Source organism: Martinezella sp. CNPSo 3795, assembly GCF_057784475.1.
In genome coordinates this window covers 316,063-341,318 of sequence record NZ_JBXSOQ010000003.1, presented here as the reverse complement: position 1 = coordinate 341,318, position 25,256 = coordinate 316,063, and the positions used below count along the sequence as shown (strand labels likewise).

Sequence of the window (25,256 nt, the reverse complement as noted above, 5' to 3'; positions counted from 1 at the left end):
CTTGTTCCCATATCCGCTGAGACTGTTTTATTCTGCCGCAAAGGGCGGCAGCTTTAGCACATTGGTGCCCACCGACCTGTTTCTTCCATCCTTGTTTTCGATGGCCTCCAGGCGCTCTTCCAGATTGGTGAGCGACTGGCGGTTTTCGTTGACGGCGACGGCCAGGCCTTCCTTGGTCACGACCTCGTCGTCCGCATCTTTCTTGCCGACAAGCCTGCCGAAGAGGTAGCCGAGCAGGCGCGACAGGTCGTCCATGATCAGGAAGAAGGACGGCACGACCACAAGGCTGAGTACCGTCGAGACAATGATGCCGCCGATCACGGCGATCGCCATCGGTGCGCGGAAGGAGCCGCCTTCGCCGACGCCGAGAGCGGACGGTAGCATGCCGGCCGACATGGCAATCGAGGTCATGATGATCGGGCGGGCACGCTTGCGGCCGGCTTCGACGACCGCTTCCAGCCGCGGCATGCCCTGATGCATCATCTCGATGGCGAAATCGACCAGCAGGATGGCGTTCTTCGTCACGATACCCATCAGCATCAGAATGCCGATCATGACGGGCATGGACAGCGCATTGCCGGTCATGATCAAGGCCAGCGCCACACCGCCGATCGCCAGTGGCAGCGACAGCAGAATGGTGAAGGGCTGGATCACATCCTTGAACAGCAGGATGAGCACGGTCAGAACGAGCAGAAGGCCGAGCAGCATGGCATTGCCGAAGCTTTGCTGCATTTCCTTCTGAACCTTGGTATCGCCGCTTTCGGCCAGATGCACGGTTGCCGGGATCTTGGCGTTGTTGACGATATTGAGGAAATGTTCCGATGCCGTATCCAGCGCCACGCCCTGCGGCAGGTCGGCGCCGATCGCAACGACGCGGAAACGGTTGTTGCGCTTGATGGAGGAGAGGCCCTCCGAATAGTCGATGTCGGCCACGCTCGATAGCGGTACAGTGGTGCCGGTGGACGCCTGTCCGGTGGTGCCCATGGATGTCTTGATACGCAACGCACGGATCGCGGCCAGATCTCGGCGCATGCCGAGTGAGGCCTGAACGCGGATTGGGATCTGGCGATCATCGAGCGAGATCTTCGCAAGTGAAGCGTCGATATCGCCGATGGTCGCCACGCGAATCGTATCCGAAATCATCTGCGGCGTGATGCCAAGGCGTGCCGCCTCGTCCTTGCGCGGGAAGATCTGCAACTCGGGCCGCGGCAGGGCGCCGTCGGCGCTGACATTGGCAAGCGCCGGATCGGCGCGCAGCTTGGCTTCCAGAATACCGACGGCCTGATTGAGGTCCTTTTCGTTGCGCGAGAGGAAGTTATAGGTCAGGTCGCGGTCGCCGCGATCGTTCAGCTTGGTGATGCGGACGTCGGGTATCGAGCGCAGCTTGGCAAAGACTTCCTTTTCGATCTCCCATTGCGGGCGCACGCGGCCATGGACGGTAACCTTCGGCAGGTGGGGGCCGATAACGGGGATAGAGCCGAGCACATCGTTCACGAGCTTCTTTGTCAGCGACTGATCGAGCTTGCCGAGCGTCAGCGTCACGGTGGCGCGGCGCAGTTCCAGATCGCCCTTCGGTGAGGCGCCGCCGAGCACGAACACACTTTCGACGCCGTCGATACCCTTCACGCGCCGATAAATCTCGTTGGTCGCCTGCTCGGTATCATCGAGCCGGGCGTTCGGCGGTAGTTCCGCCGACAGAACGATGCGCGAGGAGTCTTCCGGCGGGATGAAGCTGCCGGGGACGAAGACGATGAGAGCGAAGACCGAAACGACCGAGAAGGCGAAGGCGGCCAGCAGCGTCGGATAACGCGTGTACCACTTCTTCGTCGTTAGCCGCACCAGCCAGCTATAGCCACGCATGAAGCGGCCGTCATTGTCGTGATGATCGTCAACGCCGTCTTCGGCGCGCATCAGATAGGCGGCCATCATCGGCGTGATCAGACGCGCCACCAGCAGCGAGAAGAACACCGAGAAGGCGACGGTCAGGCCGAACTGGATGAAGTATTGCCCCGGAATGCCCGGCATGAAGGAGACGGGCACGAAGACCGCGATGATGGTGAAGGTCGTTGCAATGACGGCCAGACCGATTTCGTCTGCAGCGTCGATGGCAGCGCGATAGGGCGTCTTGCCCATCTTGATGTGGCGCGCGATGTTCTCGATTTCGACGATGGCATCATCGACGAGAATACCGGTTGCCAGCGTCAGCGCCAGGAAGCTGACGAGGTTCAGCGAGAAGCCGATCTGGTTCATGATCCAGAATGTCGGGATCGCGGAGAGCGGCAAGGCAACCGCCGATATCAGCGTCGCGCGCCAGTTCCGCAGGAACAGGAAGACGACGATGACGGCCAGTATGGCGCCTTCGATCAGCGTATGCATCGCGGATTCGTAGTTGCCATAGGTGTAGTAGACGGAGTCGTCGATCATCTCGATCGAGACGTTCGGGTTCTCCGCGCGCACCTTGTCGAGCGTGTCGGCAACCGTCTTGGCGACGGTCACCTCGCTGGCGCCCTTGGCGCGGAATACGCCGAAGGTGACGACGGGGGCACTGTTGAACCGCGAAAAGGACTTCGGTTCCTGATAGGTGTCCTTGATGGCGCCAAGATCGGAGAGTTTTACGAAGCGCCCGTTGGTGAGCGCGATCGTCGTGTCGGCGAGCTGGGCGACATTGCGGGCGTCGCCGAGCACGCGGATCGCCTGCTCGCTGCCGGCCACCTGGCCGCGGCCGGAACCAAGATCGATATTGGTGCTGCGGAGCTGCTGGCTCACCGAAAGCGCTGTTATGCCATAGGCGTTCAGCTTGTTGGGATCGAGCTCGATGCGCACTTCGCGATCAGCGCCGCCATAGCGGTCCACTCGGCCGATGCCCGCCTTGCCCTGCAGCGCGCGCTTGACCGTATCGTCCACGTACCAGGACAGCTCTTCGAGCGTCATGTTCGGCGAGGACACGGCGAAGCTCTGGATCGCCTGGCCGACGACATCGACCTTGGAGACGATCGGCTCATCGATGGTCGATGGCAGGTTGCCGCGGATGCGGTCGATGGCGTCCTTGGTGTCCTGAACGGCCTGCTCGGTCGGCACCTCCAATCGGAAGACGACGACGGTCTGCGATTGGCCGTCGGTGATCGTCGATTGTATCTCGTCGATGCCGTTGATGCTGGCAACGGCGTCTTCGATCTCCTTCGTCACCTGCATTTCGAGCTCGGCCGGCGAGGCGCCGCTTTGCGTCACGGTGACATTGACAATAGGGACGTCAATGTTCGGGAAGCGGGTGATGGGCAGATTGAAGAAGGCATGCGCGCCCACGACCATCAGCAGGAAGAAGCCGAGGAGCGGGGCGACCGGATTTCGGATGGACCAGGCGGAGAAGTTCATCTTGTCGTTCTCGCTCAGTTGGAGGCTTGCGACGTATCGCGAACCGGCGTGATGTGGTCGCCGTCGCGAACATAGGCACCGGCCTTGGCGACGACATCATCACCGGCTTTCAGGCCCTTGACGATCTCGACATAGCCTGAATCCTGGATGCCGGTTTCGACGCTCACGAACTTGACCACGCCGTTTTCGACCTTGCGGGCGGAAGAACCGTTTTCCTCGCTGTTGACTGCCGTCAGCGGCAGCGCAACGCCATCTTCCTGGCGAATGATGATCTCGGCGCTACCATACATGCCGGCGCGGGCCTTCTCGCCTTCGTCGATCGTGATATGCACCGCGCCGAGGCGGGTGACGGGATCGACGATTGGAGCAACGAGACGGACCGTTCCGGCAAGCTTTTCGCGACGGCCTGAAAGCGCGATCAAGGCCTTCTGTCCGCTCGTGATCTTGGTGATATCGCTCTCGGACACATCGACCACCAATTCGAGCTGGCTGTCGCGGATGATGGTGAAAAGCGGATCGCCATTGCCGTTGGCGATGGCGCCGACGCGGGCATTGCGCGACGCGACGGTGCCGGCGACGGGGGTCTTAATGCCTGTTCTGGCAAGCTTGAGATCGGTATCGGCGATCTGGCTGTCGGTAACTTTCAGATCGGCCTCTGCAACGGCGATCGCCTGCTCGGCGGAAACGACGCGCGCCTTGTTGGCGGCGGCGGCGGCATTCGCCTGTTCCACCGAGGAGGTTGACATCGTGCCCTTGGCGCCCATTGTGACGGCGCGAACACGCTGCAATTCTGCCTCTTCGGCATTGGCGCGGGCTTCGGTGAGCTGGGCGTGCAATTGCGCAAGGCTTGCTTCGCCCTTGGCCCGCGTCGCCTGCATCTGGCTCTTCTGCAGAATAAGAGCATCATCGTTCAGCGTGGCAAGCGTGCTGTTCGCGCTGACCTTGTCGCCGACATCTGCGTTGAGAGAGCGGATGGAGAGGCCATCCACCTGCGGCTGGATGTAAACTTCCTCGACGGCCTTCACCGTGCCGGTCGCGACGACCTTATCGGTCAGGTGGCGCATCGTGGCTGTGGTGATGACGATTGCGGGCAGGTTCTGTTTCGGCGCGGTAACCGGGGGTTCTTCCGCCAGGGCGGCAGACACGCCCGGCAGGGAAAGCAGGATTGCGGTCGTGCTCAGAAGTCTAAACGGCGTAAGGGCCATGCGTCCGGTTCCAGTTCGGCGTTTGATAAAATGAGATTTCGCTGTTTTCCGTCGCGAACACGGGGATGCGATGCATGCGGGCCGGCTTCTCCGGCGGATCAATATCCGTCTGTCATGCCTTGCAGTTCCCTCATCCTAAAATCGCCCTGTAGATGGGATCGGTTTTCAATTATCGCAAGATCACGAGAAAATGATTTCGCGGGCATTTCTATCGTCTACAACCTTGCGAAGCAATCACGGCATTGTGATGTCAGCATTCGAATAGTTGATGGCTGAGGGCTTTTCAGCCAGACGGAGCGACAAAGCCAGCGTTTTGTTGCTGCTGTTACAAAATGAAAAAAACGCACGAGGCGGAAACCTCGCGCGTTTTAGTCTCTGTGAGTGCTCCGAGCTTATTTCAGAGCAGCGTCCGTGATCTCATGCGTATAGGCGCCATCCGGCTTCTTGTTGATGATCTTCTGATCGAGCAGGGCTTCGACCGTGCGGTTATAGGTCTTCATGTCGAGCTTGCCGCTGCCGATCAGCTTGGCGACTTCGCCCGCCATGCGCTTCTGGTGGTTTTCATCCTGGCCGCCATTGTCCATGACGATTTCGGCGGCTTCATCCGGATGCTCGACGGCATATTTCCAGCCCTTCATCGACGCGCGGACGAATTTCACCATGTCGGCCTTGAACTTCGCATCCTTCAGCTTGTCTTCTTTGACGTAGAGGCCGTCTTCCAGAAGGTCGTTGCCGAGCTTCGTATAGTTGAAGACGGTCAGGTCTTCGGCCTTGAAGCCGGCATCGATCGCCTGCCAATATTCGTTATAGGTCATGACGGAGATGCAGTCGGCCTGCTTCTGGACGAGGGGCTGCACGTCGAAGCTCTGCTTCAGAACGTTGACGCCATCCTTGCCGCCGTCGGTCTTGAGGCCGAGCTTATGCATCCAGGCGAAGAAGGGATATTCGTTGCCGTAGAACCAGACGCCGAGGGTGTGTCCCTTGAAATCCTTCTCCGTCTTGACCGGGCCATCCTTAGGGCAGATCAGCTCCAGACCGGATTTTTCGAAGGGCTGGGCGATATTGATGAGCGGCACGCCCTTTTCGCGGGCAACCAGTGCGCCGCCCATCCAGTCGACGATCACATCGGCACCGCCGCCGGCGATGACCTGCTCCGGAGCGATATCAGGCCCGCCCGCCTTGATATCGACATCGAGGCCCTCTTCCTTGTAGAAGCCCTTGTCCTTGGCGACGAAGTAGCCGCCGAACTGAGCCTGGGCCACCCATTTCAGCTGCAGGGTCAACTTATCCGCCGCCATTGCACCCTGGGTGGCGGCAAGCGTCATGGCACTTGCCATCAATGCAAACATTATTTTTTTCATGTCTTCACCCTTTCCCTCTGAAGTTATGCCTTGATCCCTTGGAGGGGATCCTGGATTACGTCTGCCCACCACGGATAGACGGATGCCAGAACGTCACCATTCGTTCGATGATGGCGACGATACCGTAGAAGACCGAGCCGGCAATCGCGGCAACCGCGATCTCAGCCCAGACCATATCGAGGTTCAACCGGCCATTTTCGGTTGAGATGCGGAAACCCATGCCCGACATGGGCGTGCCGAAGAACTCCGCCACGATGGCACCAATCATCGCCAGGGTCGAGTTGATCTTCAGCGCATTGAAAATAAAGGGGGCGGCGGCGGGCAGGCGCAGCTTGAAGAGCGTCTGCCAGTAGCTCGATGCGTAGGTGCGCATCAGGTCGCGTTCCATATTGCCGGCGGCGGCAAGGCCTGTCACCGTGTTCACCAGCATTGGGAAGAAGGTCATGATGACGACGACGGCGGCTTTCGACTGCCAATCGAAACCGAACCACATGACCATGATCGGTGCGACGCCGATGATCGGCAGGGCCGAGACGAAATTGCCGATCGGCAGCAGGCCGCGCCGCAGGAAGGCAAAGCGGTCCGCAAGAATGGCGACGATGAAGCCGCTGGCGCAGCCGATGATATAGCCGATCAGGACGGCGGTGAGGATCGTCTGGCGGACATCGATCCACAATGTCGGAATCGAATTGGCGATCCTGGCACCGATGGCGCTCGGCGGCGGCAGAAGGACCAGGGAGACGCCTGCGCCGCGAGTGACGGCTTCCCAGATGATCAGTATCCATATGCCAAAGATCGCCGGGATCAGCAGCCGCAGCGTATAGTTGCCGGCGGTCGAGTGCGAACGCATCGACGACAGGACGGAAACGCAGCGCCAGGCCAGCAGCCATGAAGCGGCAATCAGAATGAAGAAGGATAGCTGTGCCTTGCCTTCATTGCCGGAAATTCCCGCAAGCAGCAGCCATGCCGCCGCATGCGCGCCGAAGAAGAGGACCGCCGCGCTCAAGTCTGCAGATAGGCGCATGAAGGAAAGGGCGGCCGCCGCAGCAATCAGAATGAAGATGACGAAGGTCGTTCCGCTGCTGACGGGTGCAGCGGCATCCGCTGCGAGCAACGGCAATGCGGGGATTGCTGCAAGACAGAGAAGAAGTGCAAGAATGCCCTGCCAGGAGAAAAGAAAGGATCTCATGCCGTTCTGCCTCCCATCGAACGGTCGACGATGCGCGCCGCGATGCTGACGATACCGACGAGAACGGCGGCGAGGACGGAACCGGCGACCAAGGCGGCCCATATGTCGATGGTCTGGCTGTAATAGGAGCCTGCCAGCAGCTTCGCGCCGATGCCGGCGACTGCGCCCGTCGGCAGCTCGCCGACAATCGTTCCGACCAGGCTTGCGGCGATCGCGACCTTCATGGAGGTGAAGAGGAAGGGGACCGAAGCCGGCACGCGCAGCTTCCAGAAGGTCTGCCAGCTGCTGGCATTATAGGTGCGCATCAGATCGAGATGCATGATTTCCGGAGAGCGCAGGCCCTTCGTCATGCCGACTGTGACCGGGAAGAACGACAGATAGGTGGAAATCAACGCCTTCGGGATCAGCCCGTCTATGCCAAGGGCACTGAAGACGACGATGATCGTCGGCGCGATGGCGAGGATCGGGATCGTCTGCGACGCGATGATCCAGGGCATGAGACTGCGGTCGAGCGCGACGAGATGGACGATACCGACTGCAAAGAGGACGCCGAGAATCGTGCCAAAGGCAAAGCCGACTGCTGTTGGCGCCAGCGTTATCCAAGCGTTGTAGACGAGGCTGCGATTGCTTGTCGGCACTCGCAGGAAAGTGTTTTCAAAGACATTCTGCGCTACCTGGTGCGGCGCGGGCAGGGTCGGTTTCGGCTGCGACAGCGTCTTGCCGATGAATTCTACCATCGTCGGTGTTACGTTGCCGCGCCGGTCGAGATCGCGTTGGAATGGCGCATTGAGAATGACGGCGAAGACATACCAGAGCAGGACAATCGCCAGGATGATCGTCGTGACCGGCAGGAACTTGTGCTTGAAGAACTCTTCCTTTTCCATGCTCATGCCCTTCCTTGCGCGGGAAGCAGCATGAGGATCATGGCGATGATGCCAAGACCCACGCCGGCAAGTTGCTGCAGGCTCAGCCGTTCGCCGAAGACGATGAAGGCGATGACATTGACGACGACGAGCTGCGCGATGGAGGAAGCGGAGATCGCCAGGCCAAGTCCGCCCTCGCGCATCAACCGCACCATCATCAGATTGCCGATACAATAGAGCGCGAGCGACAGGATCAAGACCAACATGTTGTTGTTGGCGATATAGGCGCGCGAAGCTGTGGCACCGCCGATAAAGATCGCCATCGCGCCGACAAGCCAGAGGAGGAATTGCGGGTTCATGATATTCCTCCGATTGCGGAGCGGCGTTGTTTTCCCGGCTCCGACAGTACGGCAATTGCATGAGAATGAGGCTGCTTCAGCGCACCTCCTTCTCCCCTCGGGGAGAAGGTGCCGCCAGGCGGATGAGGGGGCTTGCCAAGAAAGCGGAAGCCGATGGCTTTGAAGCGGTTAACCCCCTCATCCGACCCTTCGGGCCACCTTCTCCCCGAGGGGAGAAGGTAAAGACCGCACCGACCTGCTCCTATATGCGATTGCCTTGGGCTCGGTACGGTGAGGGGCCGTCGCGCGACGGAGCCGTCCATCATCCTATTCCTCATAGCTATGCCCTGCTCTCAGCCCTTCCCGGACGCGGTGGGCGATTTCCAGGAATTCCGCCGTTTCGCGAATGTCAAGCGGCCGCTCCGTCGGTAGCGTCGATTCGATGACGTCGGTGACGCGGCCCGGCCGCGGCGACATGACGACGATCTTCGTCGAAAGATAGACAGCTTCCGGGATGGAGTGGGTGACGAAGCAGATGGTCTTGTTCGTCTGTTTCCAGAGTTTCAGCAGCTGTTCGTTGAGGTGGTCGCGAACGATTTCGTCCAGTGCGCCGAAGGGCTCGTCCATCAGGAGAAGATCGGCATCGAAAGCCAAGGCGCGGGCAATGGAGGCGCGTTGCTGCATGCCGCCGGACAGCTGCCAGGGAAACTTGTGTTCGAAGCCGTTGAGATTGACGAGTTCCAGCGTCCGGGCGATGCGCTTGGCCTGCTCTTGCTTGTCATAGCCCATGATTTCGAGCGGCAGGGCGATATTCTTCTCGATCGTCCGCCAGGGATAAAGGGCTGCGGCCTGGAAGACATAGCCATAGGCGCGATTTTTTCGGGCATCTTCCGGCGACATGCCGTTGACGCTGATATCGCCCGATGTCTTACGCTCGAGGTCGGCGATGACACGCAGGAAGGTGGTCTTGCCGCAGCCCGAAGGGCCGATGAAGGAGACGAAATCGCCCTTGCGAACATCGAGATCGACATTGCTCAGCGCATGCACCGGCCCGTCATTCGTATTGTAGGTGAGACAGAGATTCCGCGCGGAGACGACGGAGGAAGCGGATGACGTCATTAACACCTACCAGTCCTGTTTTCGCCGCATGTTTGAGGCGGATTGCGTGTTATCCTGTTTGGCATTGCCGCAGTCCGGAGAGGCGCGAAGGCCTTGGGGCTGCTGAACAGAGGGGAGCAATGCCGTGAGTGTCTCATCGAAGCCCACCTGCCATATCGTGCGGCCCGGCGGTACCTATGCCGGAAAACAGGGTCTCAATTATTTTGAAGGGATTGCCGCCGAGACAGTGGGCTCGACGGGGATTTGCATGCATCTTCTGACCATCCCGCCGGGTGCCCGCGCCAAGGCGCATCTTCACGCCTCGCATGAGACGGCGATCTACGCGATTTCCGGCGAAACGCATTGCTGGTTCGGCGACCAGCTGGAAGAGCATGTCATCGTGCGCGAGGGCGAGATGTTCTATATTCCTGCCGGCGTCCCGCATCTTCCTGCGAACTTGAGCGACCAACCGGCGACAGCGGTCATCGCCCGCACCGATCCGAACGAGCAGGAAAGCGTCGTCCTGCTGCCGGATCTGGAGCGACATGTGCCGCGCTAGAGCCGTCTCGCTTTTCTTCGAATCGCGAAAATGATCTATCTCCTTGTTTCTACGCAATTCCGGACGTAAAACTGCTGCGCACTTTTCCTGGAATTGCTTTAGACGGCCGATGAGCCGAAGCGCCGTGCCCAAGCGTCATACCCCGCTTGCGGGGATGCCGCTGCGCTGTACCTTGCGCGGCGCGGTGATTTCTTTCCAGGTGGACAGCGCACGGTTGACGGCGGTGAAGGGTTCGCGCTTGACGAACTCGCCGTGGCCTTCCCTGGTCTTGACCGTGCCTTCCTCGATGGCGACGACGCCGCGCGTCAGCGTGTAGCGCGGGAGGCCGGTCACTTCCTTGCCTTCGAAGACGTTGTAGTCGATCGCCGACTGCTGGGTCTTGGCGGCGATAGTTTTCGAGCGCTTCGGGTCCCATACGACGATATCGGCATCGGCGCCCACAAGGATCGCGCCCTTCTTCGGATAGACGTTGAGAATCTTGGCGATGTTGGTCGACGTGACCGCGACGAACTCGTTCATCGTCAGCCGGCCGGTGTTGACGCCGTAGGTCCAGAGCATGGGCATACGATCCTCAAGGCCGCCGGTTCCGTTCGGGATCTTGGTGAAGTCGTTGAGGCCGAAACGCTTCTGCTCGGTCGTAAAGGCGCAGTGGTCGGTCGCGACCACCTGCAGAGAGCCGGAGGCGAGACCGGCCCAGAGGCTGTCCTGATGCTGCTTGTTGCGGAAGGGGGGTGACATGACACGGCGGGCGGCATGGTCCCAATCTGCATTGGCATATTCGCTTTCGTCGAGTGTCAGGTGCTGGATCAGCGGTTCGCCATAGACGCGCATGCCCTTCTGGCGGGCGCGGCGGATGGCTTCATGCGCCTGTTCGCAGGAGGTATGGACGATATAGACGGGCGAGCCCGCCATATCGGCGATCATGATGGCGCGGTTCGTTGCCTCGCCTTCGACTTCCGCCGGGCGGGAATAGGCATGCGCTTCCGGGCCGTTATTGCCTTCGGCCAGCAGCTTTGCCTGCATCTGCGCGACCACATCGCCGTTTTCGGCGTGGACGAGCGGCAAAGCGCCAAGCTCGGCGCAGCGCTGGAAGGAAGAGAACATCTCGTCGTCATCCACCATAAGCGCGCCCTTATAGGCCATGAAATGCTTGAATGTGTTGATGCCCTTCTCGCGGACGACGGTTTCCATCTCGTTGAAGACCTGTTCGCCCCACCAGGTGATCGCCATGTGGAAGGAATAGTCGCAGGTCGCGCGGGTGGACTTGTTGTCCCACATGGTCAGCGCTTCGAGCAGCGACTGGCCGGGCGAGGGGAGCGCAAAATCCACCACCATCGTCGTGCCGCCGGCAAGGGCCGCGCGGGTGCCGCTCTCGAAATCGTCAGAGGAATAGGTGCCCATAAACGGCATTTCGAGATGAGTGTGCGGATCGATGCCGCCAGGCATGACATAACAGCCGGACGCATCCAGCACTTCATTACCCGAGAGATTCGGCCCGATTTCGACGATCTTACCGCCTTCGATCTTCACATCCGCCTTATAGGTCAGATCGGCCGTGACGATGGTTCCACCCTTGATGACTGTGCTCATGGTGCATGCTCCAGATGTGTTAGGTTCCGATGCTGGGAGACGCGGCAGTCAAGCCACGATCTCCGCCGTCTCAACGACTGCTTGGAACAGCACATCCGCGCCGGCGGTCGCCCATTCCTTGGAGATTTCTTCGGCCTCGTTGTGGGAGAGGCCGCCGACGCAGGGGCACATGACCATGGTGGCGGGGGCAACCTTGGCGGCCCAGCAGGCATCGTGACCGGCGCCGGAGATGATGTTCATATGGCTGTAGCCGAGTTTCTCAGCCGCGTTACGCACGGAAGTCACGAGCTTGGGATCGAAGGTGACCGGCTCGAAATGGCCGATGGCTTCGACAGAGCAGCCGACGCCGAGGGCATCGGCGATCTTCTTGCCTTCGGTTTCGATCTTGGTGCGCATGCGATCGAGCTTTTCCTTGTCCGGCGTGCGGATGTCGACGGTGAAGACCACCTTGCCGGGCAGGACATTGCGCGAATTCGGCGAGAAGAAAACCTGGCCGACGCCGCCGACGGCCCCTGGCTGGTTTTCCATGGCGACGCTCTGCACCATCTCGATGATCCGCGACATGGCAAGGCCGGCATTGACGCGCATGGCCATCGGCGTCGAGCCTGTATGCGCTTCCTTGCCGGTCAGCGTGAATTCCAGCCACCAAAGGCCCTGACAGTGCGTGACGACGCCGATGGTCTTGTTTTCGGCCTCGAGGATCGGACCTTGCTCGATGTGATATTCGAAATAGGCATGCATCCTGCGAGCACCGACTTCTTCATCGCCGAGCCAGCCGATGCGCTTCAGCTCCTCGCCATAGGTCTTGCCGTCCGGATCCTTGCGGCCGTAGGCATAATCAAGTGTGTGCACGCCGGCAAAGACGCCGGAGGCGAGCATGGCGGGTGCGAAGCGCGCGCCTTCCTCGTTCGCCCAATTGGTGACCACGATCGGATGCTTGGTTTGGATGCCGAGGTCATTCATCGTGCGCACAACCTCCAGCGCGGCAAGCACGCCGAGCACGCCGTCATACTTGCCGCCGGTCGGCTGGGTATCGAGATGCGAGCCGACATAGACGGGCAGCGCATCTGGATCGGTGCCGGCGCGGGTCGCGAACATCGTACCCATCTTGTCGACGCCGACGGTCAGGCCGGCCTTGTCGCACCAGGTCTTGAAAAGGCTGCGTCCTTCGGCATCGGCATCGGTCAGCGTTTGGCGATTGTTGCCGCCGGCAATGCCGGGGCCGATTTTCGCCATGTCCATCAGCGTATCCCAAAGGCGATCGCCATTGATACGCATGTTTTCTCCTGGCGCTGCCACCATGATGCAATCCTCACCTGTTTGTCCTGGGGCACGCAAGGCGCATGCCCGAAATTGTTCCCGTTGGTCTTATTTCAAATTCCGGAGCGCCGTCTTGTTTTTCTTGCCCGGAAATCGCCAGTTGCCTTTAGGAGACATCTGACAGATAATTTGACCGATTGGTAAACATTACAACTTCCGTGGCGCGGCTCAAGACGAAAAGCACGAAAAATTCCGATAAAATTTCAGGCGATTGCCAGATTCGATGCATCGACAGGGTGAATGAGGGAACGGCCGAAAGGCTTGGATTTCAAGGAGAAACAGAGCAGATATGGCCATCCCCAGAGCCGCCAGGACGCAGCGCCGCACCCGTATCCAGGAAGAGAAAGAGGAAATCATATTGGAGGCCGCGCTGGACGTATTTTCCGTCAGCGGTTTCCGGGGCTCGACCATCGACCAGATCGCCGAAGTAGCGGGCATGTCGAAGCCCAATCTGCTTTACTATTTCCGCACCAAGGAGGCGATGCATCGGGCCTTGATCGACCGGGTGCTGTTTACTTGGCTGGAGCCGCTGCGCGCTTTCGATGCCAATGGCAACCCCGAAAGCGAGATCCGCTCCTATATCCGTCGCAAGCTCGAAATGGCGCGCGATTTCCCGCGCGAAAGCCGGCTTTTTGCCAATGAAATGCTGCAGGGCGCGCCGCATGTTGAGGACGAGCTGCGTGGGCCGCTGAAGGCGCTCGTGGACGAGAAGGCCGAGGTCATTCGCGCATGGGCAAAAGCCGGCAAGATCGCCAAATGCGATCCCTATCACCTGATCTTTTCGATCTGGTCGACCACACAGCATTATGCGGATTTCGACGTACAAGTGCGCGCGGTGCTTGGCGACGAGCATTCTGGCGAGGGACGTTTCGAGGATGCTGCCCGCTATCTGGAACAGCTTTTCGTCGACGGGCTTCGGATTCGTCAGGGCTGAGCCGCGGCTCGATCCTTCGGAGGATTGCGCCTAAAATAATAGGCGACCGCAGCAAGCTGTGGTCGCCTTTTGAATGATTGCGGACTTTACCGTTATTCCGCCGCCTGGCGTGCCATCGGATTGTTCGGATGCGTCGTCCAGTTGGCATAGTTCGGATCGACGATCTTGCCGGTGCGCTTGTCGAGGGCGCCGGCCGGCAGTTCTTCCATGGTGATGCAGTTCTCGACCGGGCAGACGTTGACGCACAGATTGCAGCCGACGCATTCCTCTTCCATCACCTCGAAGCGCCTGACGCCATCGACCATGTTGGTGATCGCCTGATGCGAGGTGTCCTCGCAGGCGATGTGACAGCGGCCGCACTTGATGCAGGCATCCTGGTCGATCTTCGCTTTGGCGATGTAGTTGAGGTTCAGATACTGCCAGTCGGAGACATTCGGCACGGCGCGGGCGATAACATCGTCCAGAGTACGATGTCCCTTCTCGTCCATCCAGTCGGAAAGGCCGGTAATCATCTCCTCGACGATCTTGAAGCCATAGGTCATGGCTGCCGTGCAGACCTGCACGTTGCCGGCGCCGAGCGCGAGGAATTCCGCTGCATCGCGCCAGGTGGTGATGCCGCCGATGCCCGATATCGGCAGGCCATAGGTTTCAGGATCGCGGGCTATCTCGGCCACCATGTTGAGCGCGATCGGCTTCACCGCGGGGCCGCAATAGCCGCCATGGCTGCCCTTGCCGCCGACAGTCGGGTTCGGAGCGAAATTGTTGAGATCGACCGAGACGATCGAGTTGATCGTATTGATCAGCGACACGGCATCGGTACCGCCGGCCTTGGCGGCGCGGGCAGGTTTGCGAATGTCGGTGATATTGGGCGTCAGCTTGGTGATGACGGGCATGCGCGTATATTGCTTGCACCAGCGCACGACCATTTCGATATATTCCGGCACCTGTCCGACTGCGGAACCCATGCCGCGTTCGGACATGCCGTGGGGACAGCCGAAATTGAGTTCGATGCCGTCGGCTTCCGTTTCCTCGACCAGCGGCAGGATCGCCTTCCAGGCATCCTCGACGCAGGGGACCATGATCGAGGCGATCAACGCGCGATCCGGCCAGTTCTTCTTCACCTGCTTCATTTCGCGCAGGTTGGTATAGAGGTCGCGGTCGGTGATCAGTTCGATGTTGTTGAGACCGAGCAGACGTCGGTCGGCGCCCCAGATCGCGCCGTAGCGCGGGCCGTTGACGTTGACGACTGGTGGACCTTCTTCACCGAGCGTCTTCCAGACGACGCCGCCCCAGCCCGCCTTGAAGGCGCGCTCGACGTTATAGGCCTTGTCGGTCGGCGGCGCGGAGGCCAGCCAGAACGGGTTCGGAGACTTGATGCCAACGAAATTATTGCGGAGATCAGCCATATCGGTTCTCCTTTCAGGCGACTGCAGCGGCCGGCGTGGCGGCAGCGAGCGCACGGTTGATGGATTCGGCCGCGTCGCGACCCTGTGCCACGGCCGAAACCGTCAGGTCGTCGCCGCCAAGCACGCAGTCGCCGCCGGCCCATACGCCTTCGATCGAGGTGCGGCCTTCGCCATCAATGGCGATGCGGCCGGATTCCATGCGCAGCGCGCCGAGGCCTGAGGCTTCGAACGTCTGGCCGATCGCCTTGAAGATCTGGTCGGCAGCAATGACGCCGACATCGCCGGTGCCAACGAGCTTGCCGTCACGCAGCTCGGTATATTCGACCTCGATGCCAGCGACCTTGCCGTCCTTGTCAAGGATGCGCTTCGGCGCGAGCCAATGGCGGATGATGACGCCCTTGGAGGCGGCCAGATCCTGCTCGAATTCCGAGGCGTTCATGTGTTCCTTGCCGCGGCGATAGCAGATCGTCACCTCTTCGGCGCCGAGCAATTTTGCCTGCACGGCTGCGTCGATCGCGGTCATGCCGCCGCCGAGAACGACGACGCGGCGGCCGATGGCGATATCGGCCTTGTTACCAGCCTGGCGCAGTTCGGCGATGTAAGCAACGGCATCAGCGACGCCCTCGAGATCCTCGCCTTCGGCGCGCAGTGCGTTGACGCCGGCAAGGCCGAGGCCGAGGAAGACGGCGTCATATTGCTGAGAGAGGTCGGAAAGGCTGAAATCGCGGCCGAGTGCCTGGCCGTTTTTCACCTCGATACCGCCGATGGCGAGCACATAGTCGACTTCCTTTTGCGCGAAGTCGTCGACGGCCTTATAGGTTGCGATGCCATATTCATTCAGGCCGCCGGCCTTCTCGCGGGCATCGAAGATGGTAACGTCATGACCCTTGACCGCAAGACGGTGTGCGCAGGCAAGACCGGCCGGACCGGCGCCGATGACGGCGATCTTCTTGCCGGTGGATTCGGCGCGCGTATAGAACTGCTTGTTCTCAGCCATCGCCGTATCGGTTGCATAGCGCTGCAGACGGCCAATCTCGACCGGGCGCTCCTCGGCAGTATTGCGCACGCAAGCCTGCTCACAGAGCTGTTCGGTGGGACAGACGCGGGCGCACATGCCGCCGAGGATGTTCTGATCGAAGATCGTTTTCGCCGAGCCGATGGGATTGCCCGTGGAGATCTGGCGGATGAACATCGGAATGTCGATGGAGGTGGGACAGGCCGTCATGCACGGCGCGTCGTAGCAGAAATAGCAGCGGTCGGATGCGACCAGCGCCTCATGCTTGGTGAGGCGCGGGTGAAGATCGGAAAAGTTTGCATCATATTCGGCGGGCGTGAGCCTGCCTTTATGAATCCCAGTTTCCAGTCGTCCCATTGAAGTTCCCTCTTATAGTAAACGGCTAGTACTGGAACGGTAACTCAGCTTAAAAAATTTATCAAACGGTAAAATTTTGATCGCAAAGCGTGCCTCGATACGCCTTCCTGTGGGAGAACGAGAACGTTTTCGATCACTGGAGCTTTTATCTTAAAGATATGATTTAAATAGTTTTTCTTCTTTTCCGCACGCGGTTCGGAAAGATTTGAGGCACGACAATGACTGCGAGCGCCTGTCTGCAATTGGAGGGACGCCATGTCAGAGGCTGTGCTGAAATGTAAAAAGTTGATGAATTTTTTTGGATCTGGGTGGAACCAAGGCTTTGCAGCATCGTTATGTCGATGTCCTGATGATGATCGCATCTCCTGATGCACGCCCAATACGTCTCAGGACTCTACTCACGGTCCCCTCCCGATGAGTGCAAAGCAGCCAGTGCGCCGCCCTCGCACTGGCTGTTTTATTGTGCTCCCGCCGGCCGCTAGCGGCGTCTTAGGATTTCATATTCAGTTTCGGGAATGGTGAGCCGATAGCCGATGCTGCCGTCGTCAATGGCGAAGTCTGCGCGGCCATTCATGGACGTCGGCACGACGCGTTCAAGCACCGTGCGGCTGAAGCTATTGTCCTCGAATTCATGGTCAGCGGGCGCGTAGAAACGCTCAGACCAGGCGACCTCAATCGCCTTCTTGCCGTCGAGCTCGGCTTCCTTGCAATTCAACGTGATGCTGGTGGCGCCGGTCGAGATGGCGCCATGCGAGGCGGAATTGACGATGAGCTCGTGCAGAGCAAGCCCCAGATGCACGGCGGCATTGGGCGTCAGATGTGCGTTGATGCCGTAGATCGGCATGGGCACGCCTGCATCGGGCCAATAGGGGGCGAACTGCTTTTCCGCCAGTTCGAACAAATATGCACCGCGCCAGCTGGAATCCGTGATGAGATCCTGCGAATTCGACAGGGATTGCAGACGGCCGCGGAATTTGATGAGGAAATTGTCGACGGAAAGCGTGTGGCGGGCGGTCTGCGTGGCGATACCCTGAATGATGGCGAGCAGGTTCTTGGAGCGATGCGACAGTTCGCGCAGCAGCGACTTCAGCACTTTTTCGCGGTGGCGGCTCTCGGTGATTTCGGAAATGACAGACAGCACGCCTTGCGGCTTGCGCCCGCCGATGCGTTCCATTTTCAGCTCGTAGATCCGTGCGCCGTCGCCGCTGGCGATCTCAACCTCGGCGGTTGCTGGCTTGCCGCTTTCGAGCACGCCCCGTTTCAAACGCAAGAGGTGCTCGCCATCCTTTTCTCCAAAGAGATGCGAGTCATTGCCGCCCATGACGACAGACGACTGCAGATGGTCCGGCAGATTGTCGGCATAACGGATCGAAAGATTTACATCCTGGAACAGGATGGACACACTGGCGCTCGTAAGCGCCCGCTCCATCAGAGCGGCTTTGCCTTCCAAGCTCAAAGGCGCGCCGGGTAATGGTTCAGACGTATTCACCGGCTTGCCTTTCACACGCATTTCGAGAACCCCGCCGATAGGGCATTCTCACTCGTAACAACTTGAACCGACCTATAGAATCGCCGCGGATAACAGTCGGTAAACCGGCCGTTTCGAACCCAAACGCCCGGTTATGGTCTTTGTTCCGCCATGGGGTTTTCACTTGGATCAGGCGGCCACCTTTGTGGTTTCGTTAAAGAAGAGTGCCTGGCTGATGAGGGCCTTCACCATGTCTGGATTGAAAGGCTTAGTCACGAGGAAAGTCGGCTCCGGCCGCTCGCCGGTCAGCAGCCGCTCGGGGAAGGCGGTGATGAAGATGACCGGGATGCTGGCGGTCTTGAGGATATCGTTGACTGCATCGATGCCCGAACTGCCGTCGGCGAGCTGGATGTCGGCAAGCACCATGCTCGGCTTCGTCGCATTATAAAGAGCGACGGCTTCGGCGTGGGTGCGGGCAATGCCGGTGACGCGGTGTCCGAGGCTCTCCACCATCTGCTCGATGTCCATTGCGATCAGCGGCTCATCCTCGATGATCATGATATCCGTTGCCACCTGGCGCGAGATTTCCTGGGAGGCGGTATCGAGCAGGTGCATGGCATCGCTTTCAGAGACATCGAGAATATCGGCGATCTCGCCGAGGCGGAAACTTTCGACAGATGCGAGCAGGAAAGCCTGACGCGCAAGTGGCGAGACCTTGGAAAGGTTTACGGATGCGCGCTGTTCCCAGGCGAAAGGTGAGGCCGGTTCAGGAATCTGAAGTGTCACGGAACCGAACAGCTTCGTGAACAGTTTATAGAGTGCGACGCGGTCGCTGTCGGTGTCCGGAAAGATGGATATGTCGGCGATGATGGCTTCCAAAACCGCAGCAACATAGGCGTCCCCCGACGTCTGTGTTCCGGTCAAAGCACGTGAATAACGCCGCAAATACGGAAGATGCGGCGCAATGCGTGTGGAAAGTGTCATCAATGGCTCCCGCCTTTATCAAATTCTAATTAAATACAGCCCAGAGGCCGCAATGACTAACAAACGTCAGTTGAGTAAAAAAGTTCCTCTTTGTCGGAACTTTTTTTAGGCAGTCGCATTACAATGCTTACAATCGGACGACCTCAACCTTTACGATTCGTTAGGCAACTGTTTTGAATGAGGTCAACCGCTCTCCCAAACGGGGAGGCAAGGGCGCGCCTTATCCATGAACGCGAGACAATTGAGAAGCGAGCAGGCCAAATGACCATCCAGAATCATGAGGACGCAGACAAGAAGGCATCGGACCTGCGTGCGATGGATATCCTCGACCCCAACAATCAGATCGGCAACCGGCTCCGTTCGTTCTATGCCGCCATGCAGGACGAAGCCATTCCTGATCGCTTCCTGGATCTTTTGGAGAAGCTCGATCAAGCCGAACGCTTGGCCTCCGCAAAGGTCTCCGAATAGGAGGTGGCGCCATGGAAACGCAAACGAGCTTCAAGCGCGAACTTCTCGCCGCCCTCCCGAGTCTCCGAGCCTTTGCCATTTCTCTGACCGGCCGCCACGATCGAGCCGACGATCTCGTTCAAGACACGATCATGAAGGCCTGGGCGAAGCAGGACCATTTCGAGATGGGCACCAATATGAAGGCCTGGCTCTTCACCATCCTGCGCAACGAACTTTACAGCCAGATGCGCAAGAGCGGCCGTGAAGTGCAGGACAGCGACGGCGTATTCACCGAATCGATGGCGACACATCCCTCGCAATATGGCGCCGTCGACCTGCAGGACTTCCGCAAGGCATTGGACCAGCTGCCGCCCGATCAGCGCGAAGCCATCATCCTGGTGGGCGCATCCGGATTTTCCTATGAGGAGGCGGCCGAGATTTGCGGCTGCGCAGTCGGCACCATCAAGAGCCGCGTCAACCGCGCGCGCCAGCGGCTGCAGGAATTGTTGGATATTTCCGGTGAGGCCGATTTCGGCCCGGACGCCACATCGGCGCCGCTGACTTCCAAGGCATTCGCCTTCTGACAAAAGCCCGGTCCTCTGAACTGACCCCTGAAGGTTGTGTCCAACTTTCGGGGGTCAGTTCACTCCGACCGGGCTTTTCATTTAACAATCCGTGCAGCTTCTCTCTTTTCAGTCGCGGCGCTTCCGTGCGTCACGCGCCCGGCGGCTCAATCGTCTTCGTCGCTCGATGAAAACAGGTTGCCGAGGAGGAGGGCAGCAGCAACGGCGGCGGTCATCAGCGGCTGCTTGCGTACGAGGCCGACGACAGCGGCTGCCATCGATTCCATTGCCAGTCGGCGTTCGCGGACTCTGCGCTGTTCCTGCTTGTCGATGATTGCCATGATGACGAGCACGATCAGGCCAAGCAAGAGCGCGCCTGCCGCTATCAGCAGCGCCGAAACCGCAGCACCGTAGATCGTCGCAAGCCAGATGGCAGCCGCGATCAGGGCGAAGGCATAGGCCGTCAGCAGCAGGAGGACGGCAATGGCAATGAAAATACCGTTGCGCTTGGTCCGCGCAACGGTACGGTTGAACGTGCCTGACAGAAGTAGGCCGAGGATCGGAGCGATCATCCCGCCACCCTAGCGGCGAGACAAAAGCAGGGCGACGGCAAGGCCGAAGGCGGCAGCCGCGCCGATGGTGGCGACGGGATGCTGGCGTACGGTTCTGCGAACTTCACGCGAGCCCCTTGCATAGCCGCGCTGCAAATCGTGCAGCAATTCTTCACCGCGGACCGCGAGATCATCAAGTCCCGACTCGGCATTTGCGCGCCATTTCTTGCTTTGCTTTGCGCCATTCTCGCCGATCAGCTTGGCAAAGGCCGCAACTTCTTCGCGCAGCGAGTCGATCTGTTCTTCGATGGTTGCTTCGACATCATGCAGGCTGCTGCCATTGCGCTTGCCGCGCGTCGAATGGAGGAAGGATGTGGCCATGTTCAGCTCCCTTTCAATTAGGGCGCCCCTGGAGGCACCTGTTTTCGTGATGATCGGAATTTTCCGACACACCAGAACATTCCACGCTCGGAACATCGATTCCGACCGCGTCATCTCAACGCGCGGATGCAACAAAAAGTTCCGGATGTGCGGGCGTCAGTCGGCCAGTGCGCTGTGGGCGAGAACGAAGGGAGCACCGTCGGAGGGAACGCGGTTGACGCGCAGGTTGCAGCCGAAGACTTGCTGCAGGTGCTGGTCCGTCAACACGTTCTTGATCGATCCCGTGGCCTGCAGCCGACCGTTCTTGAGCAGGACCATCCGGTCGGCAAAAAGCGCGGTCAGGTTGAGATCGTGCATGACGGCGATGACGCCGCCGCCACGCCGGCAGAATTGCCGTGCAAGCGTCATGATGGTGAGCTGATGGCTGATGTCGAGGCTGGAAACAGGTTCGTCGAGCAGCAGCCAGCAAGGCTTGCCATCAATGACGGGCTCGGAAATCTGGCAGAGCACGCGCGCGAGCTGGACACGCTGCTGTTCGCCGCCGGAAAGCTCCTGATAGAAGCGGCCTTCGAAGCCGTCGAGATCGACGGCGGCAAGCGCCTCCGTCGCGATACGATCGGCTTGCTCAGGATGGCTATTGCGGCCGCTGGTCAGGCCCATGCGCACGATCTCGCGGACGGTGAAGGGGAAGGATATCGAGCTTGCTTGGGGCAGGACGCCGCGCATTTCAGCAAGCTGCCATGGCTCCAGGGCCTTGATTTCAACACCGTTCATATGGATGTCGCCGCTATAGGCGAGCTCGCCTGAGATGGCTTTCATCGTCGTGGTTTTGCCGGAGCCGTTCGGCCCGCAAATGGCGGTCAGCGTGCCGGCCTCGGCCGTGAAGGATATATCCTGCACGATCGGTTTGCCGGCAAGCCGGACGCTCAGATTGGAGACATCGATCATCGCGAACTCACAGATTGAGGCGCGAGCGCTGCCTGAGCAGCATCCACAGGAAGAAGGGACCGCCAACACCAGCCGTCAGAATGCCGATCGGCAGCTCGGCCGGAGAAACGATGGTGCGGGCGACCACATCGGCAGCGACCAGCAACGAGCCGCCCAGCAGTGCCGAGGCCGGCAGCAGGAAACGATGGTCAGGGCCGATGACCATGCGCAGGATATGCGGGACGACGATGCCGACAAAGCCGATGCCGCCACTGACAGCGACGGAGGCGCCGACCGCCGCAGCGACGCTGACGATGGCGATACTCTTCAGCCGCTGCACCGATATCCCCATGTGGAAAGCGGCCGCCTCGCCGAGCGTCAGCGCATTCAGCCCGCGCGCCATGAAGGGAAGGGGTAGAAGCGAAAGGACGATGATCGGGCCGGCACCTGCGACCTTGCTCCAGGTCGAGCCCGCCAGCGATCCCATGCTCCAGAAGGTCAGGTCGCGCAACTGCCGGTCGTCGGCCATGTAGATGAGGATTCCCGTTGCCGCCAGCGCCAGCGAACCGAGCGCGATGCCGGCCAGCAGCATGGTCGCGATGGAGGTCTGCCCGTACCGGGTTGCGACTTTATAAAGCAATATCGTCGTTGCCAGACCGCTGATGAAGGCGGCGATGGGAAGAGCGAAGACGCCGAGGATATGCGCAACCGGGGCAAGCACGCCGCCGCCGAGGACGATCATGGCAACCGCACCGAGGCTGGAACCGGCAGATACGCCGATCAGGCCGGGATCGGCCAGCGGATTGCGGAAAAGGCCCTGCATGACAGCACCCGAAACCGCCAGCCCGCCGCCGATCAGGAAGCCGAGGACCGCGCGGGGCAGGCGGATCTCGAAAATGACGATGCGGTCGCGGATGCTAAGCGTGCTTTCCGTGCTGCCGGTCAGTATGCCCTTTACGACATCGATGACCGAAGCATTCGATGCGCCTGTCGTGATCGAAAACAGAAAGGCCGCTGCCGAAACCACTAAGAGGCTGGCGATAACGAAGATCGCAAGCGTGCTGCGATCGCCCTCGCGTCGGCGTGCCGTGGTTTGCGACATCTGCTTCAGCCCGGCCATGGCATCGTTGAATGCCACGTCAGCCTCCGTAGATCGCCGCGTTCAGCTCGCGAATGGCGCTGGCCGTGCGTGGTCCGAAGCCGAGCAGATGCAGGCCGTCCATGCGCACGATCGCCTTGTGGCTCGCGGCCGGCGTCAGCGAAATGGCCGGCTGCTTCAGGAGGTCCTCGTTCGACATCGACAGCGGCCCCTCGCGATCCATGATCAGGATCACGTCCGGCTTGGCTTCGATGATGGCTTCATCCGTCACCGATTTGTAGCCGGAGAAGCCGCTGATCGCGTTGGTGGCGCCGGTAAGCTTGATGATGCCGTCGGCGGCCGTATTGGTGCCTGAGGCCATGATCTTGCCGTTCTGGTTGCTGAGCACGAAAAGGACGCGCTTACGCTCGGCCTCCGGGCGCTTGGCTGATTCATTGATGGCCGCATCGAGATCGGCGGCGACCTTGGCTTCCAGGGCCTTGGCTTTGTCTGGCACGTCAAGCAGCGCGCCGACGACTTCGATCTTCTTCAGGATGCCATCGCGATCGTAGTGTTGCGGTACGGTCTCGAAAGGCAGGCTGGCATTGCGCAACACGGCCAGCGCTTCCGGCGGGCCGGAGCCTTCGACGGCAATGATGGCGGTCGGATTGACGGCCAGAATGCCTTCCGGCGACAGCGCGCGCATATAGCCGACATCGGGAAGCTTGGTCGCTTCCTTCGGATAAAGGCTGGTGGAATCGCGGGCGATGAGCCGCTTTTCCTCGCCGAGCGCATAGACGATCTCTGTCACATCGCCGCCGATGGAGACGAGGCGCGAGGTATCCGGCGTCTTGGCCGTTTCGGTGGCGTGCGCGTGGCGCACGAAACTGCCAAGGCCCGCGATCGGGTTGGCCGGCGCGAGCGGCAGGGCCATTACCATCACGGTCAGGGCGACTTCCCACGGCCTGATGCGCTTGAAGTTCTTGAACATCGTCATGACCATCCTCATGCGGCAACGTTGGTACCGGCCCTTGTCAGGCTTTCGATGATGGCGCGCCAATCGGGGCGCTCATCGAAGCCTTCTTTTCGCTTGCCGAAGAACTGGATAATCATCTCACCTTGGGCGTTGTAGGCTTCGAGCGAGGTGACATGGCCGTCCTTGGTCGGCTTGCGCACGACCCATGCCTCCGCGATGTGATCCAGCCGCAGGTGCAGATGGAAGGTCGGGTCCATGACATTGATCCAGGGACCCATGGTCTGCACGTTGTAGATCGGGCCGGAGTGGATCTGCACCGTTCCTTCATTGGCGACGAAGCACATGATCGGCAGGCCCTCGCGCACGCAGGCATGCATCATTTCCGCGACGGCACCCGCATCCAGCTTCCACGCATAATCGTCGCCGACGGTGCGGATCGCATCCTGGCGGCCGATTTTCAGCTTCTTCAGCATGCCGAAGAATTCGTGCGTATCGGTCATGCGGCTCCAATGGTCGCGCAGCTCGTCGCGGCTGACGTCGCCATCGGTTGCGCCATTGTCATAGCCGGAACGGTCTTCGATAAATTCCTGTGACTGGCCTTCGATGCGCAGCTCGGCGACCATGGCGTGATAGGCCTCGACATTCGATTCTGGGCGCAGATGCACCTTGTGGACGGCATCGCCGGCCTTGTCGAAGAACTGCAGGCTGAGCCTCTTCTGATCGCCATCGGTCTTGGTGACGGCAAAGCCATGAACCCAGCGCTTCGGAAAGATGCGCAGGTCGATATTCTCGCCAAGCACGATCGCCGCCTGCGCGCCGAATTTCATGTTCTCATAGACGCCGATTTTCTCATGCACGGCGCTTTCGTTGCGCGACAGCGCCATGATTTCGCCGAGCGAGGCGATCCGCTCCAGGAAGCGATCAACGCTGGCATCGATGCGGATGGCCGAAATGCCGACCTCGGCGGCCACGAGCGCCGCTTCGGAAATCTCGAGGCGGGCAGCGATGTCGCGCTCGCGCATCTTCGGGTTCTCGGCGCGAAAAGCGCGAATTTCGGCAGGGGTCGGGCGAGTCGTCTTATTCATCTGTCATGCCTATTTGTTGAGTATCAGCTTGCCTTGGCGCGTAATCTTCATGCGGTAGATGACGCCCTCGTGCTTGATCATGATTTCGGTCTGGCCCCGGAAAATATCCGTGCTCTCGACAATTCTTACCTGCGGTGCGGCCGTGCACTGCACCGGCGGCGTAGGGGTCTTCTCAGCAATCATCCTGTT

Annotated in this window: 24 protein-coding genes; 4 read left to right on the top strand and 20 right to left on the bottom strand. The window is 60.0% G+C overall.

Going from position 1 to position 25,256, the window contains the following annotated elements; translation table 11 throughout:
- Positions 1-27: 27 nt before the first annotated feature.
- From AC13QY_RS11310 to AC13QY_RS11280, 7 genes are all read right to left on the bottom strand, one after another.
- Positions 28-3,372, bottom strand: a complete 3,345-nt coding sequence (locus AC13QY_RS11310) for an efflux RND transporter permease subunit (RefSeq protein WP_113351600.1) — start codon at positions 3,370-3,372, stop codon at positions 28-30.
- 14 nt (positions 3,373-3,386) lie between these two features.
- Entirely contained in the window at positions 3,387-4,577 is a 1,191-nt protein-coding gene (locus tag AC13QY_RS11305) for an efflux RND transporter periplasmic adaptor subunit (protein ID WP_488493458.1), read from the bottom strand.
- 392 nt (positions 4,578-4,969) lie between these two features.
- Entirely contained in the window at positions 4,970-5,938 is a 969-nt protein-coding gene (locus AC13QY_RS11300) for an ABC transporter substrate-binding protein (protein WP_113330237.1), read from the bottom strand.
- Positions 5,939-5,993: 55 nt separating this feature from the next.
- Positions 5,994-7,127 carry an ABC transporter permease gene (locus tag AC13QY_RS11295; protein ID WP_113389051.1) on the bottom strand — a complete coding sequence of 378 codons (1,134 nt, stop codon included), beginning with the start codon at positions 7,125-7,127 and terminating at the stop codon, positions 5,994-5,996.
- The gene (locus tag AC13QY_RS11290; RefSeq protein ID WP_488493581.1) at positions 7,124-8,011 is read right to left on the bottom strand and encodes an ABC transporter permease; all 888 of its coding nucleotides are present in this window, start codon (positions 8,009-8,011) and stop codon (positions 7,124-7,126) included. Before AC13QY_RS11290 ends, AC13QY_RS11295 begins: the two co-directional genes overlap by 4 nt.
- 2 nt (positions 8,012-8,013) lie before the next feature.
- Positions 8,014-8,349: a hypothetical protein gene (locus AC13QY_RS11285; RefSeq protein ID WP_113351598.1), complete on the bottom strand. Its 336-nt coding sequence runs from the start codon at positions 8,347-8,349 to the stop codon at positions 8,014-8,016.
- A 306-nt stretch (positions 8,350-8,655) separates the two neighbouring features.
- A complete protein-coding gene (locus tag AC13QY_RS11280) occupies positions 8,656-9,447 on the bottom strand; it encodes an ABC transporter ATP-binding protein (RefSeq protein WP_488493457.1) in 792 nt (263 codons plus the stop codon).
- 124 nt (positions 9,448-9,571) lie between these two features.
- Between AC13QY_RS11280 and AC13QY_RS11275 the strand changes: the two genes are divergently transcribed.
- Positions 9,572-9,985, top strand: coding sequence for a cupin domain-containing protein (locus AC13QY_RS11275; protein WP_488493456.1), 414 nt, complete (start codon positions 9,572-9,574; stop codon positions 9,983-9,985).
- A gap of 135 nt (positions 9,986-10,120) precedes the next feature.
- Here the strand turns inward: AC13QY_RS11275 and hydA are convergent, their stop codons facing one another.
- Positions 10,121-11,575 (bottom strand): dihydropyrimidinase, encoded by a 1,455-nt coding sequence (gene hydA, locus AC13QY_RS11270; RefSeq protein WP_488493455.1) that lies wholly within the window; start codon positions 11,573-11,575, stop codon positions 10,121-10,123.
- A gap of 48 nt (positions 11,576-11,623) precedes the next feature.
- The gene (locus AC13QY_RS11265) at positions 11,624-12,877 is read right to left on the bottom strand and encodes a Zn-dependent hydrolase (RefSeq protein ID WP_113330230.1); all 1,254 of its coding nucleotides are present in this window, start codon (positions 12,875-12,877) and stop codon (positions 11,624-11,626) included.
- Between the two features lie 307 nt (positions 12,878-13,184).
- Here AC13QY_RS11265 and AC13QY_RS11260 point away from each other — a divergent pair, with 307 nt between their 5' ends.
- The gene (locus AC13QY_RS11260) at positions 13,185-13,829 is read left to right on the top strand and encodes a TetR family transcriptional regulator C-terminal domain-containing protein (protein ID WP_113330229.1); all 645 of its coding nucleotides are present in this window, start codon (positions 13,185-13,187) and stop codon (positions 13,827-13,829) included.
- Positions 13,830-13,921: 92 nt separating this feature from the next.
- On the opposite strand, the gene preA is transcribed toward AC13QY_RS11260, so the two are convergent.
- From preA to AC13QY_RS11240, 4 genes are all read right to left on the bottom strand, one after another.
- Positions 13,922-15,235 carry an NAD-dependent dihydropyrimidine dehydrogenase subunit PreA gene (gene preA / locus AC13QY_RS11255; RefSeq protein ID WP_488493454.1) on the bottom strand — a complete coding sequence of 438 codons (1,314 nt, stop codon included), beginning with the start codon at positions 15,233-15,235 and terminating at the stop codon, positions 13,922-13,924.
- 13 nt (positions 15,236-15,248) lie between these two features.
- The gene (locus AC13QY_RS11250; RefSeq protein ID WP_113351715.1) at positions 15,249-16,607 is read right to left on the bottom strand and encodes an NAD(P)-dependent oxidoreductase; all 1,359 of its coding nucleotides are present in this window, start codon (positions 16,605-16,607) and stop codon (positions 15,249-15,251) included.
- 478 nt (positions 16,608-17,085) lie between these two features.
- Positions 17,086-18,117, bottom strand: a complete 1,032-nt coding sequence (locus AC13QY_RS11245) for a sensor histidine kinase (protein WP_113330226.1) — start codon at positions 18,115-18,117, stop codon at positions 17,086-17,088.
- 147 nt (positions 18,118-18,264) lie between these two features.
- Positions 18,265-19,059, bottom strand: coding sequence for a response regulator (locus AC13QY_RS11240; RefSeq protein WP_069611680.1), 795 nt, complete (start codon positions 19,057-19,059; stop codon positions 18,265-18,267).
- 261 nt (positions 19,060-19,320) lie between these two features.
- Here AC13QY_RS11240 and AC13QY_RS11235 point away from each other — a divergent pair, with 261 nt between their 5' ends.
- Together AC13QY_RS11235 and AC13QY_RS11230 are read left to right on the top strand one after the other, a co-directional pair.
- Positions 19,321-19,527 carry a NepR family anti-sigma factor gene (locus tag AC13QY_RS11235; protein ID WP_069611679.1) on the top strand — a complete coding sequence of 69 codons (207 nt, stop codon included), beginning with the start codon at positions 19,321-19,323 and terminating at the stop codon, positions 19,525-19,527.
- Between the two features lie 11 nt (positions 19,528-19,538).
- Complete coding sequence (locus tag AC13QY_RS11230) at positions 19,539-20,090, top strand: RNA polymerase sigma factor (protein WP_004107036.1); 552 nt, start codon at positions 19,539-19,541, stop codon at positions 20,088-20,090.
- A 146-nt stretch (positions 20,091-20,236) separates the two neighbouring features.
- Here the strand turns inward: AC13QY_RS11230 and AC13QY_RS11225 are convergent, their stop codons facing one another.
- The 7 genes from AC13QY_RS11225 to hemP form a co-directional block, all read right to left on the bottom strand.
- Entirely contained in the window at positions 20,237-20,641 is a 405-nt protein-coding gene (locus AC13QY_RS11225; RefSeq protein ID WP_113330224.1) for a hypothetical protein, read from the bottom strand.
- A 9-nt stretch (positions 20,642-20,650) separates the two neighbouring features.
- Positions 20,651-21,001, bottom strand: a complete 351-nt coding sequence (locus tag AC13QY_RS11220) for a glycine zipper domain-containing protein (RefSeq protein ID WP_113330223.1) — start codon at positions 20,999-21,001, stop codon at positions 20,651-20,653.
- Positions 21,002-21,157: 156 nt separating this feature from the next.
- Positions 21,158-21,949 carry a heme ABC transporter ATP-binding protein gene (locus AC13QY_RS11215; protein WP_145316321.1) on the bottom strand — a complete coding sequence of 264 codons (792 nt, stop codon included), beginning with the start codon at positions 21,947-21,949 and terminating at the stop codon, positions 21,158-21,160.
- A gap of 7 nt (positions 21,950-21,956) precedes the next feature.
- The gene (locus AC13QY_RS11210) at positions 21,957-23,030 is read right to left on the bottom strand and encodes a FecCD family ABC transporter permease (protein WP_269245136.1); all 1,074 of its coding nucleotides are present in this window, start codon (positions 23,028-23,030) and stop codon (positions 21,957-21,959) included.
- A gap of 37 nt (positions 23,031-23,067) precedes the next feature.
- Positions 23,068-24,003 (bottom strand): ABC transporter substrate-binding protein, encoded by a 936-nt coding sequence (locus AC13QY_RS11205; RefSeq protein ID WP_113352020.1) that lies wholly within the window; start codon positions 24,001-24,003, stop codon positions 23,068-23,070.
- Positions 24,004-24,011: 8 nt separating this feature from the next.
- A complete protein-coding gene (locus AC13QY_RS11200) occupies positions 24,012-25,067 on the bottom strand; it encodes a hemin-degrading factor (protein ID WP_488493453.1) in 1,056 nt (351 codons plus the stop codon).
- 9 nt (positions 25,068-25,076) lie between these two features.
- On the bottom strand, positions 25,077-25,250 hold the full coding sequence (gene hemP / locus AC13QY_RS11195; protein WP_047629363.1) for a hemin uptake protein HemP: 174 nt from the start codon (positions 25,248-25,250) through the stop codon (positions 25,077-25,079).
- Positions 25,251-25,256 lie beyond the last annotated feature (6 nt).

What these genes read in the sequence shown, in the direction of transcription:
- AC13QY_RS11310 (WP_113351600.1), bottom strand. Translation starts at nt 3,372, where the DNA reads ATGAACTTCTCCGCCTGGTCCATCCGAAATCCGGTCGCCCCGCTCCTC.
- AC13QY_RS11305 (WP_488493458.1), bottom strand. Translation starts at nt 4,577, where the DNA reads ATGGCCCTTACGCCGTTTAGACTTCTGAGCACGACCGCAATCCTGCTT.
- AC13QY_RS11300 (WP_113330237.1), bottom strand. Translation starts at nt 5,938, where the DNA reads ATGAAAAAAATAATGTTTGCATTGATGGCAAGTGCCATGACGCTTGCC.
- AC13QY_RS11295 (WP_113389051.1), bottom strand. Translation starts at nt 7,127, where the DNA reads ATGAGATCCTTTCTTTTCTCCTGGCAGGGCATTCTTGCACTTCTTCTC.
- AC13QY_RS11290 (WP_488493581.1), bottom strand. Translation starts at nt 8,011, where the DNA reads ATGGAAAAGGAAGAGTTCTTCAAGCACAAGTTCCTGCCGGTCACGACG.
- AC13QY_RS11285 (WP_113351598.1), bottom strand. Translation starts at nt 8,349, where the DNA reads ATGAACCCGCAATTCCTCCTCTGGCTTGTCGGCGCGATGGCGATCTTT.
- AC13QY_RS11280 (WP_488493457.1), bottom strand. Translation starts at nt 9,447, where the DNA reads ATGACGTCATCCGCTTCCTCCGTCGTCTCCGCGCGGAATCTCTGTCTC.
- hydA (WP_488493455.1), bottom strand. Translation starts at nt 11,575, where the DNA reads ATGAGCACAGTCATCAAGGGTGGAACCATCGTCACGGCCGATCTGACC.
- AC13QY_RS11265 (WP_113330230.1), bottom strand. Translation starts at nt 12,877, where the DNA reads ATGGTGGCAGCGCCAGGAGAAAACATGCGTATCAATGGCGATCGCCTT.
- AC13QY_RS11260 (WP_113330229.1), top strand. Translation starts at nt 13,185, where the DNA reads ATGGCCATCCCCAGAGCCGCCAGGACGCAGCGCCGCACCCGTATCCAG.
- preA (WP_488493454.1), bottom strand. Translation starts at nt 15,235, where the DNA reads ATGGCTGATCTCCGCAATAATTTCGTTGGCATCAAGTCTCCGAACCCG.
- AC13QY_RS11250 (WP_113351715.1), bottom strand. Translation starts at nt 16,607, where the DNA reads ATGGGACGACTGGAAACTGGGATTCATAAAGGCAGGCTCACGCCCGCC.
- AC13QY_RS11245 (WP_113330226.1), bottom strand. Translation starts at nt 18,117, where the DNA reads ATGCGTGTGAAAGGCAAGCCGGTGAATACGTCTGAACCATTACCCGGC.
- AC13QY_RS11240 (WP_069611680.1), bottom strand. Translation starts at nt 19,059, where the DNA reads ATGACACTTTCCACACGCATTGCGCCGCATCTTCCGTATTTGCGGCGT.
- AC13QY_RS11235 (WP_069611679.1), top strand. Translation starts at nt 19,321, where the DNA reads ATGACCATCCAGAATCATGAGGACGCAGACAAGAAGGCATCGGACCTG.
- AC13QY_RS11230 (WP_004107036.1), top strand. Translation starts at nt 19,539, where the DNA reads ATGGAAACGCAAACGAGCTTCAAGCGCGAACTTCTCGCCGCCCTCCCG.
- AC13QY_RS11225 (WP_113330224.1), bottom strand. Translation starts at nt 20,641, where the DNA reads ATGATCGCTCCGATCCTCGGCCTACTTCTGTCAGGCACGTTCAACCGT.
- AC13QY_RS11220 (WP_113330223.1), bottom strand. Translation starts at nt 21,001, where the DNA reads ATGGCCACATCCTTCCTCCATTCGACGCGCGGCAAGCGCAATGGCAGC.
- AC13QY_RS11215 (WP_145316321.1), bottom strand. Translation starts at nt 21,949, where the DNA reads ATGATCGATGTCTCCAATCTGAGCGTCCGGCTTGCCGGCAAACCGATC.
- AC13QY_RS11210 (WP_269245136.1), bottom strand. Translation starts at nt 23,030, where the DNA reads ATGTCGCAAACCACGGCACGCCGACGCGAGGGCGATCGCAGCACGCTT.
- AC13QY_RS11205 (WP_113352020.1), bottom strand. Translation starts at nt 24,003, where the DNA reads ATGACGATGTTCAAGAACTTCAAGCGCATCAGGCCGTGGGAAGTCGCC.
- AC13QY_RS11200 (WP_488493453.1), bottom strand. Translation starts at nt 25,067, where the DNA reads ATGAATAAGACGACTCGCCCGACCCCTGCCGAAATTCGCGCTTTTCGC.
- hemP (WP_047629363.1), bottom strand. Translation starts at nt 25,250, where the DNA reads ATGATTGCTGAGAAGACCCCTACGCCGCCGGTGCAGTGCACGGCCGCA.